Annotated in this window: 17 protein-coding genes and 1 pseudogene; 12 read left to right on the top strand and 6 right to left on the bottom strand. The window is 72.1% G+C overall.

The genetic code is table 11. From position 1 onward, the window contains the following. Nucleotides 1-142 precede the first annotated feature (142 nt). The 5 genes and pseudogenes from QMK34_RS18985 (at nucleotide 143) to QMK34_RS18965 (ending at nucleotide 5,660) form a co-directional block, all read left to right on the top strand. Nucleotides 143-1,801 (top strand): FAD-dependent oxidoreductase, encoded by a 1,659-nt coding sequence (locus QMK34_RS18985; RefSeq protein WP_326415426.1) that lies wholly within the window; start codon nucleotides 143-145, stop codon nucleotides 1,799-1,801. Beyond that, nucleotides 1,798-3,222, top strand: coding sequence for an ATP-binding protein (locus QMK34_RS18980; protein ID WP_326415425.1), 1,425 nt, complete (start codon nucleotides 1,798-1,800; stop codon nucleotides 3,220-3,222). The genes QMK34_RS18985 and QMK34_RS18980 overlap by 4 nt, the downstream gene beginning before the upstream one ends. Further along, nucleotides 3,222-4,743: pseudogene (locus QMK34_RS18975) on the top strand (carboxylesterase/lipase family protein). Before QMK34_RS18980 ends, QMK34_RS18975 begins: the two are co-directional and overlap by 1 nt. A gap of 68 nt (nucleotides 4,744-4,811) precedes the next feature. Next, nucleotides 4,812-5,324, top strand: a complete 513-nt coding sequence (locus QMK34_RS18970) for a GNAT family N-acetyltransferase (protein WP_326415424.1) — start codon at nucleotides 4,812-4,814, stop codon at nucleotides 5,322-5,324. Between the two features lie 201 nt (nucleotides 5,325-5,525). Then, complete coding sequence (locus QMK34_RS18965) at nucleotides 5,526-5,660, top strand: hypothetical protein (RefSeq protein WP_326415423.1); 135 nt, start codon at nucleotides 5,526-5,528, stop codon at nucleotides 5,658-5,660. On the opposite strand, the gene QMK34_RS18960 is transcribed toward QMK34_RS18965, so the two are convergent. From QMK34_RS18960 to QMK34_RS18945, 4 genes are all read right to left on the bottom strand, one after another. Further along, nucleotides 5,651-6,214 carry a hypothetical protein gene (locus QMK34_RS18960; RefSeq protein WP_326415422.1) on the bottom strand — a complete coding sequence of 188 codons (564 nt, stop codon included), beginning with the start codon at nucleotides 6,212-6,214 and terminating at the stop codon, nucleotides 5,651-5,653. The genes QMK34_RS18965 and QMK34_RS18960 overlap by 10 nt on opposite strands. 38 nt (nucleotides 6,215-6,252) lie before the next feature. Continuing rightward, a complete protein-coding gene (locus QMK34_RS18955) occupies nucleotides 6,253-7,047 on the bottom strand; it encodes an LmeA family phospholipid-binding protein (RefSeq protein ID WP_326415421.1) in 795 nt (264 codons plus the stop codon). 60 nt (nucleotides 7,048-7,107) lie between these two features. Continuing rightward, nucleotides 7,108-7,401 (bottom strand): hypothetical protein, encoded by a 294-nt coding sequence (locus QMK34_RS18950; RefSeq protein WP_326415420.1) that lies wholly within the window; start codon nucleotides 7,399-7,401, stop codon nucleotides 7,108-7,110. A gap of 135 nt (nucleotides 7,402-7,536) precedes the next feature. After that, complete coding sequence (locus tag QMK34_RS18945) at nucleotides 7,537-8,469, bottom strand: ornithine cyclodeaminase family protein (protein ID WP_326415419.1); 933 nt, start codon at nucleotides 8,467-8,469, stop codon at nucleotides 7,537-7,539. 52 nt (nucleotides 8,470-8,521) lie between these two features. Between QMK34_RS18945 and QMK34_RS18940 the strand changes: the two genes are divergently transcribed. From QMK34_RS18940 to QMK34_RS18925, 4 genes are all read left to right on the top strand, one after another. Further along, the gene (locus tag QMK34_RS18940) at nucleotides 8,522-9,118 is read left to right on the top strand and encodes a pentapeptide repeat-containing protein (RefSeq protein WP_326415418.1); all 597 of its coding nucleotides are present in this window, start codon (nucleotides 8,522-8,524) and stop codon (nucleotides 9,116-9,118) included. A gap of 10 nt (nucleotides 9,119-9,128) precedes the next feature. After that, the gene (locus tag QMK34_RS18935; RefSeq protein WP_326415417.1) at nucleotides 9,129-9,728 is read left to right on the top strand and encodes a sulfite oxidase-like oxidoreductase; all 600 of its coding nucleotides are present in this window, start codon (nucleotides 9,129-9,131) and stop codon (nucleotides 9,726-9,728) included. Continuing rightward, a complete protein-coding gene (locus tag QMK34_RS18930) occupies nucleotides 9,698-10,453 on the top strand; it encodes a ferredoxin reductase (protein WP_326415416.1) in 756 nt (251 codons plus the stop codon). Before QMK34_RS18935 ends, QMK34_RS18930 begins: the two co-directional genes overlap by 31 nt. Nucleotides 10,454-10,585: 132 nt before the next feature. Next, nucleotides 10,586-11,749, top strand: a complete 1,164-nt coding sequence (locus tag QMK34_RS18925; RefSeq protein WP_326415415.1) for an adenosylhomocysteinase — start codon at nucleotides 10,586-10,588, stop codon at nucleotides 11,747-11,749. Between the two features lie 228 nt (nucleotides 11,750-11,977). Here QMK34_RS18925 and QMK34_RS18920 read toward each other — a convergent pair whose 3' ends face one another. Both QMK34_RS18920 and QMK34_RS18915 read right to left on the bottom strand, forming a co-directional pair. Continuing rightward, nucleotides 11,978-14,404: a helix-turn-helix transcriptional regulator gene (locus QMK34_RS18920; RefSeq protein WP_326415414.1), complete on the bottom strand. Its 2,427-nt coding sequence runs from the start codon at nucleotides 14,402-14,404 to the stop codon at nucleotides 11,978-11,980. Further along, nucleotides 14,401-15,510: a molecular chaperone DnaK gene (locus tag QMK34_RS18915; protein ID WP_326415413.1), complete on the bottom strand. Its 1,110-nt coding sequence runs from the start codon at nucleotides 15,508-15,510 to the stop codon at nucleotides 14,401-14,403. The genes QMK34_RS18920 and QMK34_RS18915 overlap by 4 nt, the downstream gene beginning before the upstream one ends. A gap of 299 nt (nucleotides 15,511-15,809) precedes the next feature. Here QMK34_RS18915 and QMK34_RS18910 point away from each other — a divergent pair, with 299 nt between their 5' ends. From QMK34_RS18910 to QMK34_RS18900, 3 genes are all read left to right on the top strand, one after another. Further along, nucleotides 15,810-16,715, top strand: coding sequence for an IniB N-terminal domain-containing protein (locus QMK34_RS18910; protein ID WP_326415412.1), 906 nt, complete (start codon nucleotides 15,810-15,812; stop codon nucleotides 16,713-16,715). A 109-nt stretch (nucleotides 16,716-16,824) separates the two neighbouring features. After that, nucleotides 16,825-18,600 (top strand): dynamin family protein, encoded by a 1,776-nt coding sequence (locus QMK34_RS18905; protein ID WP_326415411.1) that lies wholly within the window; start codon nucleotides 16,825-16,827, stop codon nucleotides 18,598-18,600. Further along, nucleotides 18,597-19,796 (top strand): GTPase, encoded by a 1,200-nt coding sequence (locus QMK34_RS18900; protein WP_326415410.1) that lies wholly within the window; start codon nucleotides 18,597-18,599, stop codon nucleotides 19,794-19,796. Before QMK34_RS18905 ends, QMK34_RS18900 begins: the two co-directional genes overlap by 4 nt. The last annotated feature ends 31 nt before the right edge of the window (nucleotides 19,797-19,827 follow it).

Below are 19,827 nucleotides of genomic sequence, written 5' to 3'. Positions count from 1 at the left end.
TCGGGGCATCGTGCGCTGCCTGCCTCCCGCCGGGATGGCCTGCTCGTCGCCATCGCCGACTTGATCGACGGCTACGGCGGCCGGGTCACCAAGCGCTACCTGACGCGGTTAGAGGTGGGAGCGGGCGCAGTAGGCTGCGGCGGTGAGCCTGCCGATCCTGATGACCGTCGACGACGACCCCGCCGTGTCCCGGTCGGTCGCCCGCGACCTGCGCCGCCGCTACGGCAAGGAGTATCGCGTCATCCGTGCCGATTCCGGGGCCGATGCGCTTGACGCGCTGCGCGAGATCAAGCTGCGCGGGGACGCCGTCGCGGCCATCCTCGCCGACTACCGGATGCCCCAGATGGATGGCATCGCCTTCCTCGAACAGGCGATGGACCTGTTCCCGCACGCCCGCCGCGCGCTGCTGACCGCCTACGCCGACACCGACGCCGCCATCCAGGCGATCAACGTCGTCGACGTCGACCACTACCTCCTCAAGCCGTGGGACCCGCCCGAGGAGAAGCTGTACCCGGTCATCGACGCGCTCGTCGAGACCTGGCGGGCCGCCGGGGACAAGCCTGTCGGCGAGATCAAACTCGTCGGGCACCGCTGGTCCGCGCCGTCGTACCAGGTGCGGGACTTCCTGGCCCGTAACGCCGTGCCGTATCGCTGGTACGGCGTCGACGATCCGGAGGCCTGCCGCCTGCTGGAGGCCGCCGGGGCGACCGCCGCCGACATCCCGGTGGTGATCACGCCGGAGGGCGCGGTGCTCAAGGAGCCCACCGGCCAGCAGATCGCCGACGCTGTCGGCTTGTCGACACAGCCCGCGAAGGACTTCTACGACCTCGTCGTGGTCGGCGGCGGGCCCGCCGGGCTCGGCGCGGCCGTCTACGGGGCGTCCGAGGGGCTGCGGACCGTGCTCGTCGAGCGGAAGGCGACCGGCGGCCAGGCGGGGACCAGCTCGCGGATCGAGAACTACCTCGGCTTCCCCGACGGCGTTTCCGGTGCCCAGCTGACCGACCGGGCGCGGCGTCAGGCGCAGAAGTTCGGCGCTGAGGTGCTCACCGCTCGCGACGTCACCGGGCTCGAAGCCCGCGGGTCCTCCCGGGTGATCACCTTCGGTGACGGCTCCGAGATCTCGGCTCACTCCGTCGTGCTCGCCAGCGGGGTCGCCTACCGGGCGCTGGAGGCCGAGGGCATCGCCGAGCTCGCCGGCCGCGGCGTGTTCTACGGGTCCGCGTCCACCGAGGCGCCGGAGTGCAAGAACGAGCACGTCTACATCGTCGGCGGCGCGAACTCGGCAGGGCAGGCCGCGGTGTTCTTCTCGCGCTACGCCAGCGAAGTCTCGATCCTCGTGCGCGGGCCGTCGCTGCAGGCGTCGATGTCGCACTACCTGATCGAGCAGATCGAGGCGATCGACAACATCCACGTCCGGCCCCGCACCACCGTCATCAAGGCGCACGGCGTCGAGCACCTCGAGGAACTCACGTTGTGCGACAAGGAAAACGACGTCACCGAGACCGTCCCCGCCGGGCACCTGTTCATCTTCATCGGCGCCGCCCCGCGCACCGAATGGCTCGGCGACGACATCTCGCGGGACGGCCACGGGTTCGTCCGCACCGGGCCGGACCTGCTGGTGGAGGGGAAGAGACCACCCGGCTGGACGCTCGAACGCGATCCGCACTATCTCGAATCCTCGATCCCCGGGGTGTTCGTCGCCGGGGACGTGCGGGCCCAGTCCGTCAAGCGGGTCGCCTCGGCCGTCGGCGAAGGCGCCATGGCCGTCACCCTCGTGCACCGTTACCTGGAGCAGCAATGAGCGAGGCCTTGTCGCGGGAGGAACTGCGTTCCCTCTTCCTGTTCGAGCACTTGAGCGAGCCGCAGCTGGACTGGGTGGCCGAGCACGTCGTGCTGGAGCACTACACCGGCGGCACGACGATCATCCGGGAGGGTGATCCGGCGACCTGCTTCTACCTGCTGCTTTCGGGAGCGTTGAGGATGACGCGGCTGGTCGGCGGCAACGAGGTCGAGACCGTCCGCTCTGATCAGCGCGGAGCGTACGTAGGCGCGACGCAGTTCTTCGTCGGTCAGGAGGGCGAGCAGCGTTACGCCGGTTCGGTGCACGCGGTGAGCGACCTGACGTTCCTCACCCTGCCCGCGGAGCCGTTCGCCGCGCAGTTCCGCAGCTGGTTCCCGATGGCGACCCACCTGCTGGAGGGCATGTACCTCGGCTGGCGCAACAGCGACGCCGTGATCGGCTCGCGCCGCCGTCTGCTCGCGCTCGGCGAGCTGTCCGCGGGGCTGACCCACGAGCTCAACAACCCCGCCGCCGCGGCGGTGCGGGCGACGGCTTCGCTGCGTGAGCGCGTCGCCGGGATGCGGCACAAGTTGGCCCTGCTGGCGAAGAAGGACATCGACCCCGACCTGCTTCAGCAGCTGCTCGACGTGCAGGAAAGGCTGGTCGGCCAGGTGGCGTCGGCCCCGAAGCTGACCGCGATGCAGGCCTCCGACCGGGAGGACGAGGTCAGCGACTGGCTCGACGGCCACGACGTCGACCGCGGGTGGGACATCGCCAACATCTTCGTCTCGGCCGGGCTCACCGCCGAGAGCATGGACCACGTGCTGGAGTCCGTCGGCGAGAATTTCCTGGACGCCTCCGTCCGCTGGCTGGCGTACGCGCTGGAGACCGAGATGCTGATGGGCGAGATCGAGGACTCGACCACCCGCATCTCCGCGCTGGTCGGTGCCGCGAAGCAGTACTCCCAGATGGACCGCGCGCCGCATCAGTGGATCGACGTGCACGAGGGCCTCGACTCGACGCTGGTGATGCTCACCGGCAAGCTCGGCGAGGGCATCAAGGTGGTCAAGGACTACGACCGGACCCTGCCGACGATCCCGGCGTACGGCGGCGAGCTGAACCAGGTCTGGACGAACCTGATCGACAACGCCGTCGGCGCGATGGGGGAGGAGGGCACGCTCACGCTGCGCACCTCCCGCGTGGACGACCGCGTGGTCGTCGAGATCGGCGACTCCGGCTCCGGCATCCCGGACGAGGTGCGGCAGCGGATCTTCGAGCCGTTCTTCACCACCAAGCCGGTCGGCGAGGGCACCGGGCTGGGCTTGGACATCTCGTGGCGCATCGTGGTGGAGCGCCACCACGGCGATCTGCGCGTCACCTCCGAGCCCGGTGACACCCGGTTCGAGGTGCTGCTCCCCCTCACCGAACAGGCCTCGCTTTGATGGCTGCGGTGCCGACGGTGACGATCGGCAGCGGCGCGCTGGTCGGGCTGGCCGGCGACGAAGTCCGGCGGTGGCGCGGGATCCCGTACGCGCGGCCGCCCGTCGGCGAGCTTCGGTGGAAAGCGCCGCGCCCGCCCGCACTGCCCTACGGCGTGCACGTGGCCGCGGAGTTCGGGCCGCACGCGCTCCAGCCGCCGGACCTGGCGCAACCGTCCGCGCGCTGCGACGAGGATTTGCCTGTACCTCAACGTCTGCGCGCCCGTCGGCAAACCGCCCGAGGGTGGCTGGCCGGTACTGTTCTGGCTGCACGGCGGCGCGTACCTGATGGGCCACGGCGAGCAGGTCGGCGAGGGCGAGGAGTTCGCGCGCGCCGGGATCGTGGTGGTCACCGTGAACTACCGGCTCGGCGCGCTGGGTTTCCTGCACCTCGGCGGGGTCTTCGGCGAGGCGGAGCAGGACGCGGGTGTCTGCGGGCTGCTGGATCAGATCGCGGCGTTGCGCTGGACCCGCGCCAACATCGCGTCGTTCGGCGGGAACCCGGGGCGGATCACCGTCTACGGCGTTTCCGCGGGCGCGAAGAGCGTCGGCAACCTGATGGGCAGTCCCGAGAGCGCCGGGATGTTCGCCCAGGCCATCTCCAGTAGCGGCGGCGCCGACCACGTCGCGACGCCGGAAGCGGGTCGGGCCGTCGCGCTCCGGCTGCTCGACGAGCTCGACTGCCCTGACCCGAAGGCGTTGCGTGCGTTGCCCGGTAAGGAGATCCTTGAGGCGCAGCAACGGATTCTCGGCGGTTTGAGCGCGTTGTGGCTGTGGCGCCCGACGATGCACCCACGGGTGCTGCCGGAGCTGCCGCTCGACCTGATCGCCCGTGGCAGCGCCGCCGGGGTGGCGCTGCTGATCGGCTCCAACAGCAACGAGGGCAGCACCTACTCGCTGATGATGGGCCCCGAGGCCGTCACCGCGCCCGCCGACGAGGTACTCGCCGGGATCCTCGGCCCGGTCGGCGCCCGGCGTCTACTTGAAACCTATCTGCGCCAACGAAATCTGCCGGATCTGACGGCCGCGCGGGTCGCCGCGCTTGGTGACGAGCGCTACGGCGTCCCGACCCAGCGGCTCGCCGACGCGCACAGCCCGCACGGCCCGGTGTACCGCTACCGCGTCGACATCGCCGCCCCCGGCGTCCCCGACCTGCTCGACGGCGGCCACGGCACCGAGACGACCATGGCCTGGAAGACCCCGCTGCCGCTGGCCGGCGACGCCGCCGCCGTCAACCCGAAACGCGCGCACACCGCCCTGCTGATCCACCGCTGCTGGACGCGGTTCGTCCTCGACGGCGTGGCCACCGCCGACGGCCCCGACTGGCCGCTCTACGGCCCCGATACCCGGCCGGTGATGATCTTCCGCGAGGACACCGACCTCGAGCTCGACCCGCGCCGCGAGGAACGGCTGGCCTGGGGCGACACGCGCTGGGAGTCGGGGACGTGGTTCCCGGTGCCGGGGCTGCCCGGCTCGCCCGCCTGACCACCTCCTCTCGCACGAGCGGGAGCCGGAACCCCGGAATTGTCGGACCCCTCGCTTAACGTCGTGGCATGACCGAAACCGAGCTGATCGAGCTGCGGCCGTGGGCCGAGGGCGACCTGCCGCTGCTGCGCCGGACGAACACGCCCGAGATGTGGAAACACCTGGGCGGGCCCGAGTCCGAACAGGCCGTGCTGGATCGCCATCAACGGTTTCTCGAGCTCAACGGCTCGGACGCCGGGCGTATGTACGTGATCCTGGTGGCTGGGCAGCCCGCGGGGTCCGTCGGCTACTGGGAGAAGGACTGGGAGGGTGAGGAGGTCTACGAAACCGGCTGGCACGTCCTGCCGGAGTTTCAGGGCCGCGGGGTCGCGACGAGGGCCGCGGTCGAGCTGGCCAGGTTCGCCGCTGTCGACGGCACGCGTGAGGAGTTGCACGCGTTCCCGCCGTTGGTCAACGCGGCGTCGGGCGCGGTGTGCCGCCGGGCCGGGTTCGGCCTGCGCGGGGAGTGCGACTTCGAGTTCCCGAAGGGCTCCTGGATCCGTTGCGAGGACTGGTTCCTGCCACTGGTGGCACCAAGCTGACACCGGACACCGTTCGTTCATCAACCGTTCACGCCCAGGGGGTCGGCTCGCGCGTCAAAAGAGTCTGGGGGACTGAAGGATCGTCCTCGTACGGGGGATGACTGGGGTAGGGGGAGATGTACGGGTGAAACGCCGACTGTCCATCGCGGCGCGTTCGAGTCCCGGTTCCCGTCGCTGCCGGAGAACGTCCGGCGGGTCCCGGTGTTCACCGTGCTGTTCGGCGAGGGCAACGCCGATGAGCTCCAGCGCGTCGCGAAACTGACCGGTGGCAACGTCTTCGACGCGCGGAAAACGCAGCTGTCCAAGGTGTTCCAGGACATCCGCGGTTACCAATGACGCGCTACCTCGGGTCGGCCAAGAACCTCGTCGGCTGCGTCGGCGGCCTGCTCGGGCTGGTGCTGTACCTGACCGGCGTGGTCGGTTCCTTCTGGCCGCTGGTGGTCGCCGGGCTCTACGGCGTGGGGGCCCTGCTCGGGCCGCCGGAGCGCGTCCGGCTGGTGCCCGACGCGGCGGCCGAGGCCGGGCGGTTGCGCGCCGAGCTGGAAACCTTGGTGCGCAAGGTTTCCGAGCAGGCCGGGCGGATGCCGGGCAGCGCGGTGGAGAGCGTCCGCCGGATCGCGGAGATCCTCGACGGCCTGTTCGCGCGTCCGCGGGAGCTGAGCGCGAACCCCGACGTGCTGCACGCCGCCACGACGCTGGCCAGGACCGACCTGCCGCTTTCGGTGCAGACGTACCTGAACCTGCCCTGGTGGTTCGCGGTCAAACGCCGGGCGGGCGCCGAGGCGAGCGCGGGTGACGAGCTGCTCACCCAGCTGGCACTGCTCGAAGCCGAGGCGCAGAAGCTCGCCGAGCGGTTCTATTCGACGGAGCTGAACCAGCAGGCCGACCACAACCCGCTACCTTCGCGACCGCGGTACCGAAGCCTGATTCAGCGCGAGCCGAGGCGGGGCAGGGTCAACGTGAGGGCGGCCGTGGTCGCCCAGCTCAGCAGGTCGGTCAGCGGAATGCGGGAAAGCCGTTCGGGCCACTCGTCGGCGACGGTGTGCAGGAGCAGCTCGTCCGCGCGGGGTTCGACGCCGGTCAGGCGGAGGCCGGGAGGCAGCTCGGGCAGCGGCAGGAGGATCGGCTTCAGCCTCGCGGGCGCGCGGAACCGGCGGCCGCGCACGTGCAGCGTCCGGGGGAGCAGGACGATCGCGGAATGGTCCACCCTCGGCTCCAGCGTCAGGTGGCCCCAGTGCGCGCGGCGGGCCCAGCGCACCCAGATCAGCCCGTCCTCGCCCGCGGTGACGACCAGGTCGGGGCGGGCTTCGGCCATCCGCTCGCGCAGGACGTCGCCCGCGACGGCGATGTCGATCCCGACCGAAGCCGGGGTCGCCGAAGGGGAGGGCAGGGACTTCAGCCGGACGTCGCGGGCCAGCACGGTGATCCGCCGCAGCGGGGTGTCCGGCCAGTCGATGTCCTCGGCCACGATCCGGACGTCGCCCACTTTGCCGGTCGCCAGGCGCAGCGAATCGGCCCGGTAGTCGAGCTCGGTCAGCGTGAACGCGACGTCGTGCTCACCGACCTTCGCGGTGATCCGCCGCCCGATGAGCCGCTCGGTGACCATGCGCAGCGCGGCCGCCGGAGAGGTCGGCACACCGGGCAGCAGCGCCCGGCCGGCCGCGGCCAGCCCGGAAAGCTCCGGCCAGGGCACCCACCCGTCGAACCACTTCGCGTCGCTCACCACACCATTGTGGCGGACGCGAGAGCTCGATGAGGGGTGGGTGGGTGCCCCGACCGGAGGTCAGCGGCCCGCGATGCGGGCGATAAGGGACGCCACGACCAGCCAGAACACGGCGGCGAGGCCGTAGTTCAGCACGATCGCGAGACTCGCGTCACTGACGGGGAAGAGACCAGGAAAGAACAACGCCAGTGGGTCGGCCAGCGACCGGATGAACACGAAGAACCCGTTGCCGGCGTTGGCCCCGACGAGCAGCATGATCATGTACAGCACTTCGATGAACGCGAACAGGGCCCCGATTCCGGTGACCACTCGGACGGCCGTGCCGCGACTGCTGGTAGTTCGCCATCTGGACATACCCGGGAAATGCCGCTTCCGTGCCCAGCTCAAACGCTTCAGCGGCGAAGTTGCGCCGATTGGCCGCTGAGATTGCTCCGGTTCAGGTAGTCCGGTGCGCAAGCCGGGCCGATCTCGCGCCCCTGAGCCGGTGGCCTACGCGGTCACAGCGCGGATCCGGGCCGCGAGCAGGCGGGCGATCGCCCAGTCCTGCGCCGCGACGCCGACGGACTTGAACACCGTCCGGCCCGTGCGGTCCGGCGGATCCGCCAGCGCCGGGCCCAGCTCGCGGATCGCGGCGCGCTCCAGCAGCCCGGTGTCGAGGGCGTGGATGATCTCGCCCGCCTCCTCGACGGCGGCTTCGAGCTGGTCGACGACCACCGCAGACGCGGCTTGCAGCAGCTCGGGCGGCAGCTCCCGCATCGACGGGCGGAACGAGCCGATCGCGTTGACGTGTACCCGGCCGGGCAGCGCGGCGGCGTCGAACAGCGGCGTGCTCGACGAAGTCGCGCAGCACACGATCTGGGCCTGCCCGACGGCTTCCTCGGCGCTCGCCGCGACCCGGCCGCTGAGCCAGGGGAACTCCGCCGCCAGGCCGGTCACCAGCGCCTCGGCCTTGGCCCGATCGCGGTTGAACACGGTGAGCTCGCGGATCTCGCGGACCGCCAGCACGGCGCGGACCTGGTCGGCGGCCTGCGCGCCCGCGCCGAGCAGCGTGAGCCGCCGGGCGTCCGGTGGCGCGAGCAGATCCGTCGCGACCCCGGCCACCGCGCCGGTCCGCAGCGTCGTCACGGTGCTCGCGTCGGCGACGAGCTGGCCATCGCGGTCGGTCCACACCAAGGTGCCCAGTATCGCCGGGACCCGGTCGAGGACCAGGCCGATCGTCTTGACCACCGCCGACCCACTCGGCTGGTGATGCGCCGACATGACCAGCACGGCCTGGGCGTCGTCGCCGAAGACCAGCCTGTTCGGCTGGGTGAATCGCCCGTTCGCCAGCTCGCGGAACGCCTCGCGGACGGCGTCGACCGCCGCGCCCATGGGGACGGCCGCGCGCACTTCCCCGGCGCTGAGCGTCCTCGGTGCGGACATGCGTGCTCCCCTCGGCCGGTTTCTGTCGGTGCCCGACGCTAGCCTGGGTGTCATGACCGAGACCATCGAGGAGCAGACGTTTCGCAACGAGGACTGGTACGCCGAGGAGTGGGCGGGCCGGGTCTTCACGCGGTGCGAGTTCCTCGAGGTCGACTTCACCGAGGCGGCGACGAAGGGCGTCGTGTTCACCGACTGCCGGTTCGGCAACGTGCGGTTCAACTCGTCGCGGCACACCGACTCGGCGTTCACCGGCTGCACCTTCACGCGCTGCAACCTTTTCGACGCCGAGTTCACCGGCTGCAAGCTCGTCGGCAGCATCTTCACCGACTGCGTGCTGCGGCCGCTGAAGGTCCTCGGCGGCGATTGGTCGTTCGCCGGTCTGCCCGGCGCGGACCTGCGCGGGACGAGGTTCCAGGGCGTCCGGATGCGCGAGGTGGACCTGACCGGCGCGAACTGCGCCGACGCCGCGTTCGCCGACGTCGACCTGTCCGCGGCGCAGCTCCACAGCGCGAAGTTCACCAACGCCGACCTGCGGGGGAGCGACCTGTCGTCGGTCGATCCGTACAACGTCGAGCTCACCGAAGCCATCGTGTCGCCCGAACAGGCGACGGTGCTCGTGACCTCGATGGGCCTGCAGGTGCGCGGGTAGGCTCCCGGCCATGAGCATCGTGACGCCCGGGTTCCGCGGTCGTGCGCGGGAAGGGAACCCCCGGGTGCCGCCGGGGCAGTACCTCGTCGAGGACTTCCCGGTGCTGTCCGCGGGCCCGACGCCCCGGGTGCGCACGGACAGCTGGCAGTTCACGGTCACCACCGAGACGGGGGCCGCCCACCGGTGGTCCTGGGCCGAGCTGATGGCGTTGCCGAGCGAGAAGCCGAGGGTCGACATCCACTGCGTCACCCAATGGTCCAAATTGGACACCCGCTGGCGCGGCGTCTCGCTGGACACCCTGCTCGAAGGCGTCGAAACCGAAGCCGACTATGTACTGGTCCACAGCTACGGCGGGTACACCACGAACCTGCCACTGGCCGACCTCGTCGACGGCCAGGCCTGGGTCGCCTACCAGTTCGGCGGCGCCGAACTGACGCCGGAGCACGGCGGCCCGGCCCGGCTCCTGGTGCCGCACCTGTACTTCTGGAAGTCGGCGAAATGGGTGCGCGGGCTCGAGCTGAAGCTGAAGGACGAGCCGGGGTTCTGGGAGAACCTCGGCTACCACGACTATGGAGACCCATGGCGCGAGCAGCGGTACCAGGGCGACTGACCGCCCGCCTCGCCTGGCGCGTGGCGAGGCTCGCGGAGATCCGGGAGGAGACGCCCACCGCGCGGACGCTGGTGCTGGACGTTCCCGGCTGGCCGGGGCACCTCGCCGGTCAGCACGTGGACGTCCGTCTCACCGCCGAGGACGGCTACCGCGCGCAGCGCAGCTATTCGCTGGCCGCGCCCGCGGACGGCGATCGCGTCGAGCTGACGGTCCAGCGGGTGCCGGGCGGCGAGGTCTCCGAGCACCTCACCGGCCGCTACGCGCTCGGCGACCCGATCGAGCTGCGCGGCCCGGTCGGCGGCTGGTTCGTCTGGCGGCCCGAAGATCCCGAGCCGGTGCTGCTGGTCGCGGGTGGTTCCGGGATCGTGCCGGTGATGGCGATGCTCCGTGCCCGCCGCGCGGCGGGCAGCCGCACGCCGTTCCGCCTCCTCTATTCCTTGCGCACGCCCGCCGAGCTGTACTACGCCGCCGAGCTGCGCCTGCCGCGGCCCGGCCTCGACGTCACGTACAACTACACCCGCGCGTTCCCGGCGGACCGGCCCGGCATCCCGCGACGGCTGGACGCGGCGGCGATCGCCCACGGCGGCTGGCCGCCCGACTTCGCCCCGGCGTGCTACGTCTGCGGGCCGACGGGATTCGTCGAGACCGTCGCGGACGTCCTCGTCGAACTCGGCCACGAACCGCACCGGATCCGCACCGAGCGCTTCGGCCCGAGTCGTGACTGACCGTTGATGGCGTTCGGTGGGGGACTGCGGCGCCGGCTGCCGTTGTTCGGTGATCACTGCTACCGGCAGGACTTCTACGCCTGACGACGTCGGAGCTTCCGCGTCCCTTTCCCTTCGTAGTCAGGATTCGTCATGCCTTTTTCTCCGTTGACCTCCGTCGCCGACGGCGACACCCGCTGGGCCGCGCGCCACATGCCGCTCGTGACGCGAAGCGTGCGGGCGCGGGCCGCCGCTTTCGACGGCAAGCGGATCGCGATGTGCCTGCACATCGAACCGAAGACCGCGGTGCTCGTCGGGCTGCTCGCCGAAGCGGGCGCCGAGGTGTTCCTGACCGGCTCGCCCGGGACGACCAGGGAGGACACCGCCGACGCCCTGCGCGCGGCGGGGGTCACCGTCGTCGGACGGCGGTCGGACGACGAGGCCGCGCATCGGCGGAACGTCGAGCGGGTGCTCGGCTGCGATCCGCACCTGGTGCTCGACAACGGCGCGGACCTGCTCGCCGGGGTGATGGCCGCCGGTGGCCTGCCGAACCTGATCGGCGCCACCGAGGAGACCACGACCGGCGGGCTGCGCGTGCGCGCCTGGGAGACCCCGCCGCCGTTCCCGGTGGTCGTGATCAACGACAGCAGGCTGAAACTACTGGTGGAGAACGAGTTCGGGGTGGGCCAGAGTGTGGTCCAGGGTTTTGTGAACGCCACCAACCTGATGCTGCCCGGCGCCCGCGCCACCGTGGTGGGCTACGGCCCGTGCGGTCGCGGCGTCGCGAACACCCTGGCGCGCCTCGGCGCCAGGGTCTCGGTCGCCGAGACCGACGCCTACCGCGCGCTGGAGGCGGTCATGCACGGACACGAGGTCGCCCCGCTCGCCGAGCTGCTGCCACACACCCGGCTGCTCTTCCTCGCGACCGGCGCGCCTTCCGTGCTCGACGGGCCCTCGCTCGACCTGGTCGCCGACGGGACGTTGGTGGCCGGGGTCGGGCACGTGGCCTGGGAACTCGACGCGGACGCGCTGGCCGAGCGGACGGCGTCGATCAGCCGGATCGGGGAGAGCGGCGCCGAGCGGGCGACCCACCTGCTGCACGACGGCCGGAGCCTGGTCGTGCTCGCCGGGACCAGGATGATCAACCTGACCGCAGCCAAGGGCAATCCCATCGAGGCCATGGACCTCGGGCTCACCCTGCAGGCGCGGAGTCTGGCGGCGGTGGCCACGACGCCGCTGGCGCCCGGCCCGCAGCCGGTGCCGGACGAGGTCGACCGCGCCATCGCGGCCGACCTCGTCGACGTGCTCACGCGGTGAGCTAGCTTCGAAGCGCCTTCGCGGAGGGTGCGGACCGGTTGCCGCTGAACACACTCATCAGCACATCGTGGCTGATCCGGCTGTCGCGCACCTCTGCTTTTCGACTCAGGCGCGCGCGGCCACCACCGACTTCGAAGGTCCCTGAAGGCCACCTTCACGGCGTAAAACGCCGTGAAGGTGGCCTTCAGGGACCAACTGGGCAGGTAAACCGGACCGACGGCCGAGGGGCTACACCTCGTCGGCGGGCTGGCCGGGGGTGGGGCCGAGGAGGTCGCGCAGGGTGGCGAGCAGCTCGCGGCGGTCGCCCGCGCCGAGCTTGCCGCGGATGCGGGCCATGTGGTGCTCGACGGTCTTGCCGGAGATGAACAGCTTGCCGCCCGCCTGTTTGTAGGTGAGCCCGTCGACCACCAGCCGGGCGACTTCCAGCTCGCGCTCGCTCAACGCGCTCAGCCCCGCCGTGCCCACGCTCTCCGGCCCGCTGGGTTCGCGACGTCCCGGCGCGCCCTGGAACTGCCGGGCGGCTTCGAGCAGCAGCACCATCGCCTTGCGGTCGGACGTGCGGATCGCGGCCTGCCCGGCGAGGCGGGCGGCGTCCCAGCACAGCCCGAAGCCGTGTAGTTCGGCGGCCGTCGCGGAGATCTCGTCCGGGTCGAACTCGCCGCTCAGCACCGCGAGCCAGCCGCGCGCCGCCTCGGCCAGCGCCGCGTCGTACCGGCCGCACGGGGCCAGCCCGGTCAACGCGGCGAGGTGGGTCTCGGCGGCCTCGTGGTCCTCCAGGGTGATCGCCGCGTGCAGCCTGCTCCAGTGCAGTGACGCCGTCCACAGTGGAGGGTCGCCGAGGTCGGCCAGCAGTGCCTGCGCCCGGTCGAGCTGGCGGGTGAGCTTCGGGTGGGCGCCGACCCTGGCCGCCGCGATCGCGAGCTCGCCCAGCGGCAGCAGGGTGAACAGGTCGGTCTGCTGACGCATCGACGCCTGGTACGCCCGGTCCCAGCCGCGCTGCAGGCCGAGCAGGTCGCTGGCCCGCCGCGCGAGGCCGAGTTCGAGGGTGGCGAAGAACAGTTCGTCGCGTGCCTCGAGAGGTCCGGCCGCGACGGCGTCGCGATGCGCGGCGGCCGTGGTGAGGTCGCCCGCGGTCATCGCCACCCAGCCGAGCAGCAGCCGGTGCCGGGCGGCGAGCAGGTCGCCGCCGATCCCGTTGTCCAGCGCCCGCTTGAGCACGGATTCGGCCAGCGCGAGCTCCCCGGAGTGCAGGGCCACCAGCGCGGCGAGCGCGGCCGGGCTGTCGGGCAGTGGGGCGCCGGTGCCCGCGGGCTCCAGCATCGCCGCCGCGCCGAGCAGGGTCGACAGCGTTTCGGTGGCGCCGTCCGAGACCGATTCGACGACCCCGTGCGCCATCCTGGCGGCGGCCCCGGCGAACAGCGTGGGCACGGCTCCGGGCGCCGGGGTGTCCAGCAGCCGCCGGGCGCCCGCCGGGTCACCGGTGCCGAGCAGTGCGATCGCCGCGAACGCGGGCGCGCTGCCTCGTCCCGACCATTGGTACAGCTCCGCGCTGCGGGCGAGTTCGCCACGATGCGCGAGCACGGTGGCGGCGACCTCGGCCCCGGCCGCCCTCGCTTCGGGGTCGGCGCCGGACAGCATGCTGTCGCCGAGGCGCAACGCCGTGTCGAGGTCCCCGGACAGCGCCGCCGCCGTGGCCCAGCCGACCGACAGGCTCGAACCCCGCCCGCCCGCCTCGGCCGCGGCCTCGAACAGCCGCACCGCGAGCTTCGCGTCCTCGGCCAGCGCCTCCCCTGCCGCTGCTTCGAACGCGGCGGCCGCGCTGGTGCCGGAGCTGCCCGTGTCCAGGAGCGACTTCGCCAGGTCGAGCACCGGCAGTCCGTCGCGCAGCTGCAGCTCGACCAGCCGCTGAAGGACGGTGAGCCGCCGGGCGGCCGGGGCGTGGGTCCGCACGGCGTCGGCGGCGACCGGCAGGAGGACGTCGTTCTCGCCGAGCAGCCCGGTGGCCCTGGCGCCGTCGAACACGGCGGGCAGCCGGTCGCGGTCGCAGTCCAGCAGCGCGCAGAGCAGGTCGAGGTTGCGCCCGGCCCCGGCCTCCGCGGCGATCAGGTAGTGCAGGACGTCCTCGTCGAGTTCGGCGAGCTCGCCGCGGAACTCCGCGGTCCGCCCGGCGGCCACCCGCTCGACGAACCGGGGAACCCCGCCGGTCAGCGCGTGCACCTCGGCCGCCAGTCCCGCGGTCGCCGGGCGACCGGTGACGTTCTCGACGAGCAGCCTCACCTCACCCTGGGTGAGCGCGGTCAGGACGAGCGTTTCGCGGCCGAACCCCTCGATCACCGAACGCAGCGTCGCGGGCAGCCGCCCCGGCCTGTGCGCCAGTACGAGGCGCGGGGTGTCGAGCCCGGCCAGCTCGACCAGCTTCGCGAGGCCGTCCTCGTCGAGGCGGTCGGCGTCGTCGATCAGCACGGCGTCCACCCCGGCGTCGCGGAAGGAACGGCCGAGCGCGGTCAGCACCGTGGTCTTGCCGTAGCCGCCGGGCGCCGCGACGGCCAGTCGCAGGGGGTTACCCGGATGGGTGGCGACCTCGGTGAGCAGCTGCCGGGCGGCGGGATGGACCAGGGCGGTGCCGGGCGGGGTGTGCGACAGCTGAGGGTTCAACAGTGACCTTCGAGGGAGGGGGTACTGCCCGGTGCGGGGGTGCAGGAGCTCGGGGGAGTGGGTTTGACCGCGGTGGCTTCGTGGTTGTTCAGCGTGAAGAAACCGACGGTGGCGGCAACCGCCACGACGGCCGCGGCGGCGGCCAGCGGCCGTCGCTTGCCGAGGCGTTTGAGCGTGCTCACCTTTTCGGGCAGGACGAACGGGGTGACTTCGACCGGCGGCCTCGGCGGGCGCTCGGTGAGTTCGGGCACCGCGCTGACCCGGGGGAGCAGGGTGGTCTCGACGGGGACTCGCGTGCGCCGGGCCAGTATCGCCGCGCCGAGCGCCGCCGTCAGCACCGGTTCCGGCCCGGCGAACACCGGGCAGGGCAGCCGGGGCGGCAGCGCGGCGGGCTCGACCTCACCGCAGAACACCACGCCAGCCAGCGCGTTCGGGGGAACGGAGGCCGTGTGCGCGAGTTCGAACAGGGTGCCCACGGCGGCGGCCGGGTCGACGCCTTCCGCGCTCAGCCGGGGCTGCCAGCCCCCGGAGGCGGACGCCGCGAGGGTCACCGAAACCCCGTCCGGGCCGTATTCGCAGACCCCGGCGAAGGTGTCGCCGGGTCCGGGCAGGGGCAGGTGGGCGTGCAGTGCGGCGATCGGCGCGGGGATCAGGGTCAGCGCGGTGAGCCCGGTGTCGGCGAGTGCCTGGCGCAGCAGCTCGCGGCGGTAGCCGCCCCAGCTGCCCGGATGGGTCAGTACGAGATGCCCCGCGGCGCCGCCAAGGTGTTCGGCCGCCTGTTCGGCGATCGCCTCGACGAGCACCGTGCTCAGCGACTCGGGGGAGAACCGCTCCCCGGCCACGACCAGCGGGACGTCGTCGCCGACGCGCTGGTGGAAGCCGGTGACCAGCCGGGCCGGCGCACCCGCCCCGGCCTGCCTGGCGGCGTCCCCGGTGAGCAGGTAGCCCTCGTCGTCGAGAAACAACGCCGAAGCCGTCGACGGGCCGCGCGCGCCGAGCAGTACGGGCTCGGGGGCGTCCCAGCCGTCACTGTGCTTGCCACTGGTGGCGGCGCTGGTGCGTGACGGGGCGAGATCGATGCCGAGGACATAGGGCAACGGGGGCACCCTCCTTCTTCACGGACACCGGTGACCGGGGCCTGGCCCTAGGGGTTCGGAGCTGTCCTCGTTCTGGTTCACCCGATCCGGCAGTCCGTCGCATTTAACCCAACGGAGAGCAGCGCGGCTGAACCCCTAACTCCCTAACGATGACATATCGATCCCCTATCGGCTGAATGGACTACGACTCGGAGTAATCCCCGATGTGCCGGGGGAGCGCCTTCCCTACCTTGATCCTCAGCAGCCGGGTCGCACTGACCGGCGCTTTGCCGTAGATCCACCGCTTCCGCACTCAGGAGAGACCTCCCATGGACCCCGCCCAGACGCTGCACGACTTCACGATGAACCTGCTCAACGACTCGGCGGCCCGCCAGGCCTTCGGCGCGGACCCGGAGCGCTCGCTCTCCGACGCCGGCCTTGGCGACGTCAGCGCCGCGGACGTGCACGAAGTCCTGCCGCTGGTGCTCGACTACGCCCCGGTCAGCAACATGAACAGCCTCGGCAACCTCGGCACCGACCACGGCTTCGGCGTGCCGCAGGACGGCCCCCAGGGCGCCATCGAGCAGCTCAAGGCCTTCACCCAGAACTTCGGCGTGAACGACAACCCGGCCGACGCGAACATCGCGAACGCCGCGGGCCTCACCGCGATCGCCAAGAACCTGACCGGTGACTTCCACTCCGGCGCCGACCTCTCGCACGGCCTCGACTCCTCCATCGTGGGCAACGCGACCGGCGCCATCACCGGCAACGTCGACCACGCCCAGGGCCTCGGCGACGTCACCAGCCACGTCAGCGACCTGACCGGCGCGGTCTCCGGTGGCGACGCCACCGGCGCCGTCTCCGGTGGCGACCTGACCTCCGCGATCACCGGCGCCGTCGGCAACGGCCACACGCAGGGCCTCGGCGACGTCACGAACCACCTCGGCGACCTGACCAGCGGCATCAAGGGTGCGAACGACCTCGACGTCAAGCACGTCGTCGGCGACCTCACCTCGCACGTGGGCGATGTGGCCAACGTCGGCCACAACAGCCCGGTCACCGAGGTCACCTCGCACATCGGTGACGTGGCGAACAACATCGGCGCCGGCTCGGGCGTCTCCGACGTCCACGACGTCGTCTCGCACACCGCCAATGGCATCGGTAACGTGGGCGACATCGGCCACGTCGACGTCGGCGGCATCCTTTCGGGCAACGACGTGCATCTTTCCCACTAGTCGGCACATCCGCGCCAGTGCCTGGCTCACGATGGCCCCGCGGTTTTCGAACCGCGGGGCCATCGTTCGGGCTAGCGCGGGCGTCGGGGAACAGGAACACTCTATCGACGTGACCGCCCCCGCTTGGCTCGAAGTGCTCAACGAGACGCTGGACGCCTGTGCCGCGCACGGCCGCGCCGATCTCGCCGAGCGGCTTCGCCGTCGCCGCGACCAGCCGTCCGACGCGGCTCGGATCGTCGTGCTCGGTTTCCCCAAACAGGGCAAGGGTTACCTGGTCAACGCGCTGCTGAACGCCCCCGTCTGCCCGGTCGGCGACGCCGCCACCCCCGCGGTGCCCACCGAGGTCTCCTACGCCGCCGAGCCCGGCGCGACCCTCATCGGTCACACCCGCGACCGGGTCCCGGTCGCGGTGGAACGGCTCACCGGTGAGCTCGCCCTCCGCCCGCCCGGCTCCCTGCACAGCGTCGAGGTCGGCGTCCCGCGCGACCTGCTGTCCGCGGGCCTGGTCCTGATCGACACCCCCTCGATCGGCGACCCGCGTTCGCCGCGCACGGCCGCCGCGCTCGACGTCCTCGCCGAGGCCCACGCGGTCGTGCTCGTGTCCGACGCCACCCAGGAACTCCACCAGGCGGAACTCGCGCTGGCCAAGCACGTCTGCACCTGGTTCCCGAACGTCGTGCTGGCGCTGACCAAGGTCGACGTCTGCCCGCAGTGGCGCCAGGTGGCCGAGCGTGATCGCGCGCTGCTCGCCGAAGCCGGGATCAACGCCACCGTGGTGCCCATCTCGGCGACCGTCCGCCTCGCCGCGGCCAAGTCCCAGGACGTCGAGCTCAACGCCCGGTCCGGGTTCCCGGAGCTGCTGGCCTGGGTCGCCGAGCAGGCCGCGCGCCCGATGGAGCAGACCCGCGTGCTGCTCGCCGCGGTGAGCGTGCGCGCCGCCGCCGCCGAGCTCGTCGACACCCTGCGCGACCGGCTGGAGTCGGCGGGCCAGGACGCCGGGGTCACCCAGATCACGCTGCTGCACCGCTCCCAGCGCAACGCCGACGAGCTGCGCCGCCACAGCACCCGCTGGCAGAACCTGCTTTCCGACGAGATCACCGACCTGCTCTCCGACGTCGAGTACGACCTGCGCGAGCGCACCCGCAAGATCGTCCAGACGATCGACCGGACCTTCGACGAGGGCGATCCCGCGCAGGTCTGGGCGGAGTTCCAGGAGTGGCTCGAGGACAACCTCGCCGAAGCCGTCGACACGAACTACGCCTGGCTGGCCGACCGGGCCGGGTGGGTCGCCCAGGCCGTCGCCGCCACCTTCGGGCCCCGGCACGATCGTCCCCTGCCCGACCTCGGGCTCGACGGGGCCGGCGTGGCCGAGATCGACGACGTCCACCAGCCGCGGATCGAGCGGTTCAAACTCGGCCAGAAGCTGTTCACCGGCCTGCGCGGCTCCTACGGCGGGGTGCTGATGTTCGGCCTGGTCACCAGCCTGGCCGGGTTGTCGCTGATCAACCCGATCTCGCTCGGCGCGGGCGCGGCGTTCGCCGCGAAGACCGTCCGTGACGAGGGCGGCATGCGGCTGCAGCGGCGCCAGGTCGTGGCCAAGGCCGCCGCGCAACGGCACGTCGATGACGTCTTCCTGCGGTTCAGCAAGGAAACCCGCGATTCGATCCGGCTGGTGCAGCGGCGGCTGCGGGATCACTTCACCGCGCTGTCGGACGAGCTCAACGACGAGCTGAGCCGTGAGCGGGAGGGGATCATCGCCGGCTCGGCCGAGCGGGATCGCCGCACCCAGCAGGTCAGGCGCGAGATCGACCGGCTGGCCGGGCTGCACAAGCGGGCCGGGGTGCTGGGCACCGCCGCGCGGCCGCGCCGGGAGCTTTCGGCGTGACCGAGGACATCCGGGCGCTGCTGGCCGAAGCCGCGGCGCTCTACCGGGACAGTCCGCGCGCCGCCACCGTGCTGCGCGAATGCCTCGACCGGATCGGCGAGCCCGTCCAGGTCGGGTTCACCGGCGCCGACGGCACCGGCAAGTCGACGCTGGCCGCCGCGCTCGGCGAGTGGCCCACCCGTGCGCTGCGGGAGCTGACCCTGGTGGACGACCCGTCGCCCGCCGCGCACGTGGACGCGACCGTCCGGCTGGTCCGCCACCTCGAACCCGACGAGCTCGCCGGCGTCCGGCCGGTGGGCGGGTCCGCGTTCGCGCGGCAGAGCGCGGTGAACGTCGTGCTGGTGCTGTCGAGGGCCGACGAGGTCAGTGCCGGGCGGATCGACGCGCTGCTCACCGCCAAGCAGCTCGCCCGCCGGTCGTGGCGCGAAGACCCGCTGTGCACGGGGTTCCAGGGCGTGATCGCGGTCGCCGGGCAGCTCGCCTACGCCGGGCGCGCGCTGCAGGACGACGAATTCGGCGCGCTCACGGCGCTCGCTTCCGTGCCGAGGGAGACCCTGGAGCGGCATCTGCTCTCGGTGGACTCCTTCGTCGCGGAGCCGTTCCCGGTGCAGCTGCCCCCGGACGCGCGCCGTCTGCTGCTGACCCGCTTCGGGCTCTACGGTGTCCGGCTGGCCACGACGTTGATCCGCACCGGCTGCGAAAACCGGATCAAACTGTCGGCCGACCTGGTGCGGCGCAGCGGTCTCGGCGAGCTGCGGGACACGATCGCCGGGTGTTTCGTGGCCAGGGCGGACGCGCTCAAGGCCCGGACGGCCCTGCTGCGGCTCGAAGCCCTGCTGCAGGCCGAACCCCGTCCGCACAGCGACCGCCTCGCCGCGAGGGTGGAGCGGGTCGCCGCGGCCGCGCACGACGTCGCCGAGCTGCGCCTGATCGCCGACATCCGCGGCGGCCGCACGGCGCTGGCCGAGCCCGTCGCCGAGGAAGCCGTCCGGCTGCTGGGCGCGCAGGGCGGCTTCCCGGCCGACCGCCTCGGCTTGGAGCCGGAGAGCGAGGACGACGAGATCTACGCGGCGGGCCTGGTCGCGGTGCAGCGCTGGCGCCACGAGGCCGAGCGCCCCGACGCCGCCCCGGCCGAGCGTGCCGCCGCCCGCGTCGTGGTGCGCAGCGCTGAAGGTGTCCTCGCCCTGTTCGACTGACCCCCCCCTCCCGCAACTCGTCGACGAGTTG

It is taken from the genome of Amycolatopsis sp. H20-H5 (assembly GCF_035828755.1).
In the GTDB taxonomy this organism is placed as follows: Bacteria; Actinomycetota; Actinomycetes; order Mycobacteriales; family Pseudonocardiaceae; genus Amycolatopsis.
This window is presented reverse-complemented; position numbering and strand designations above follow the sequence as displayed.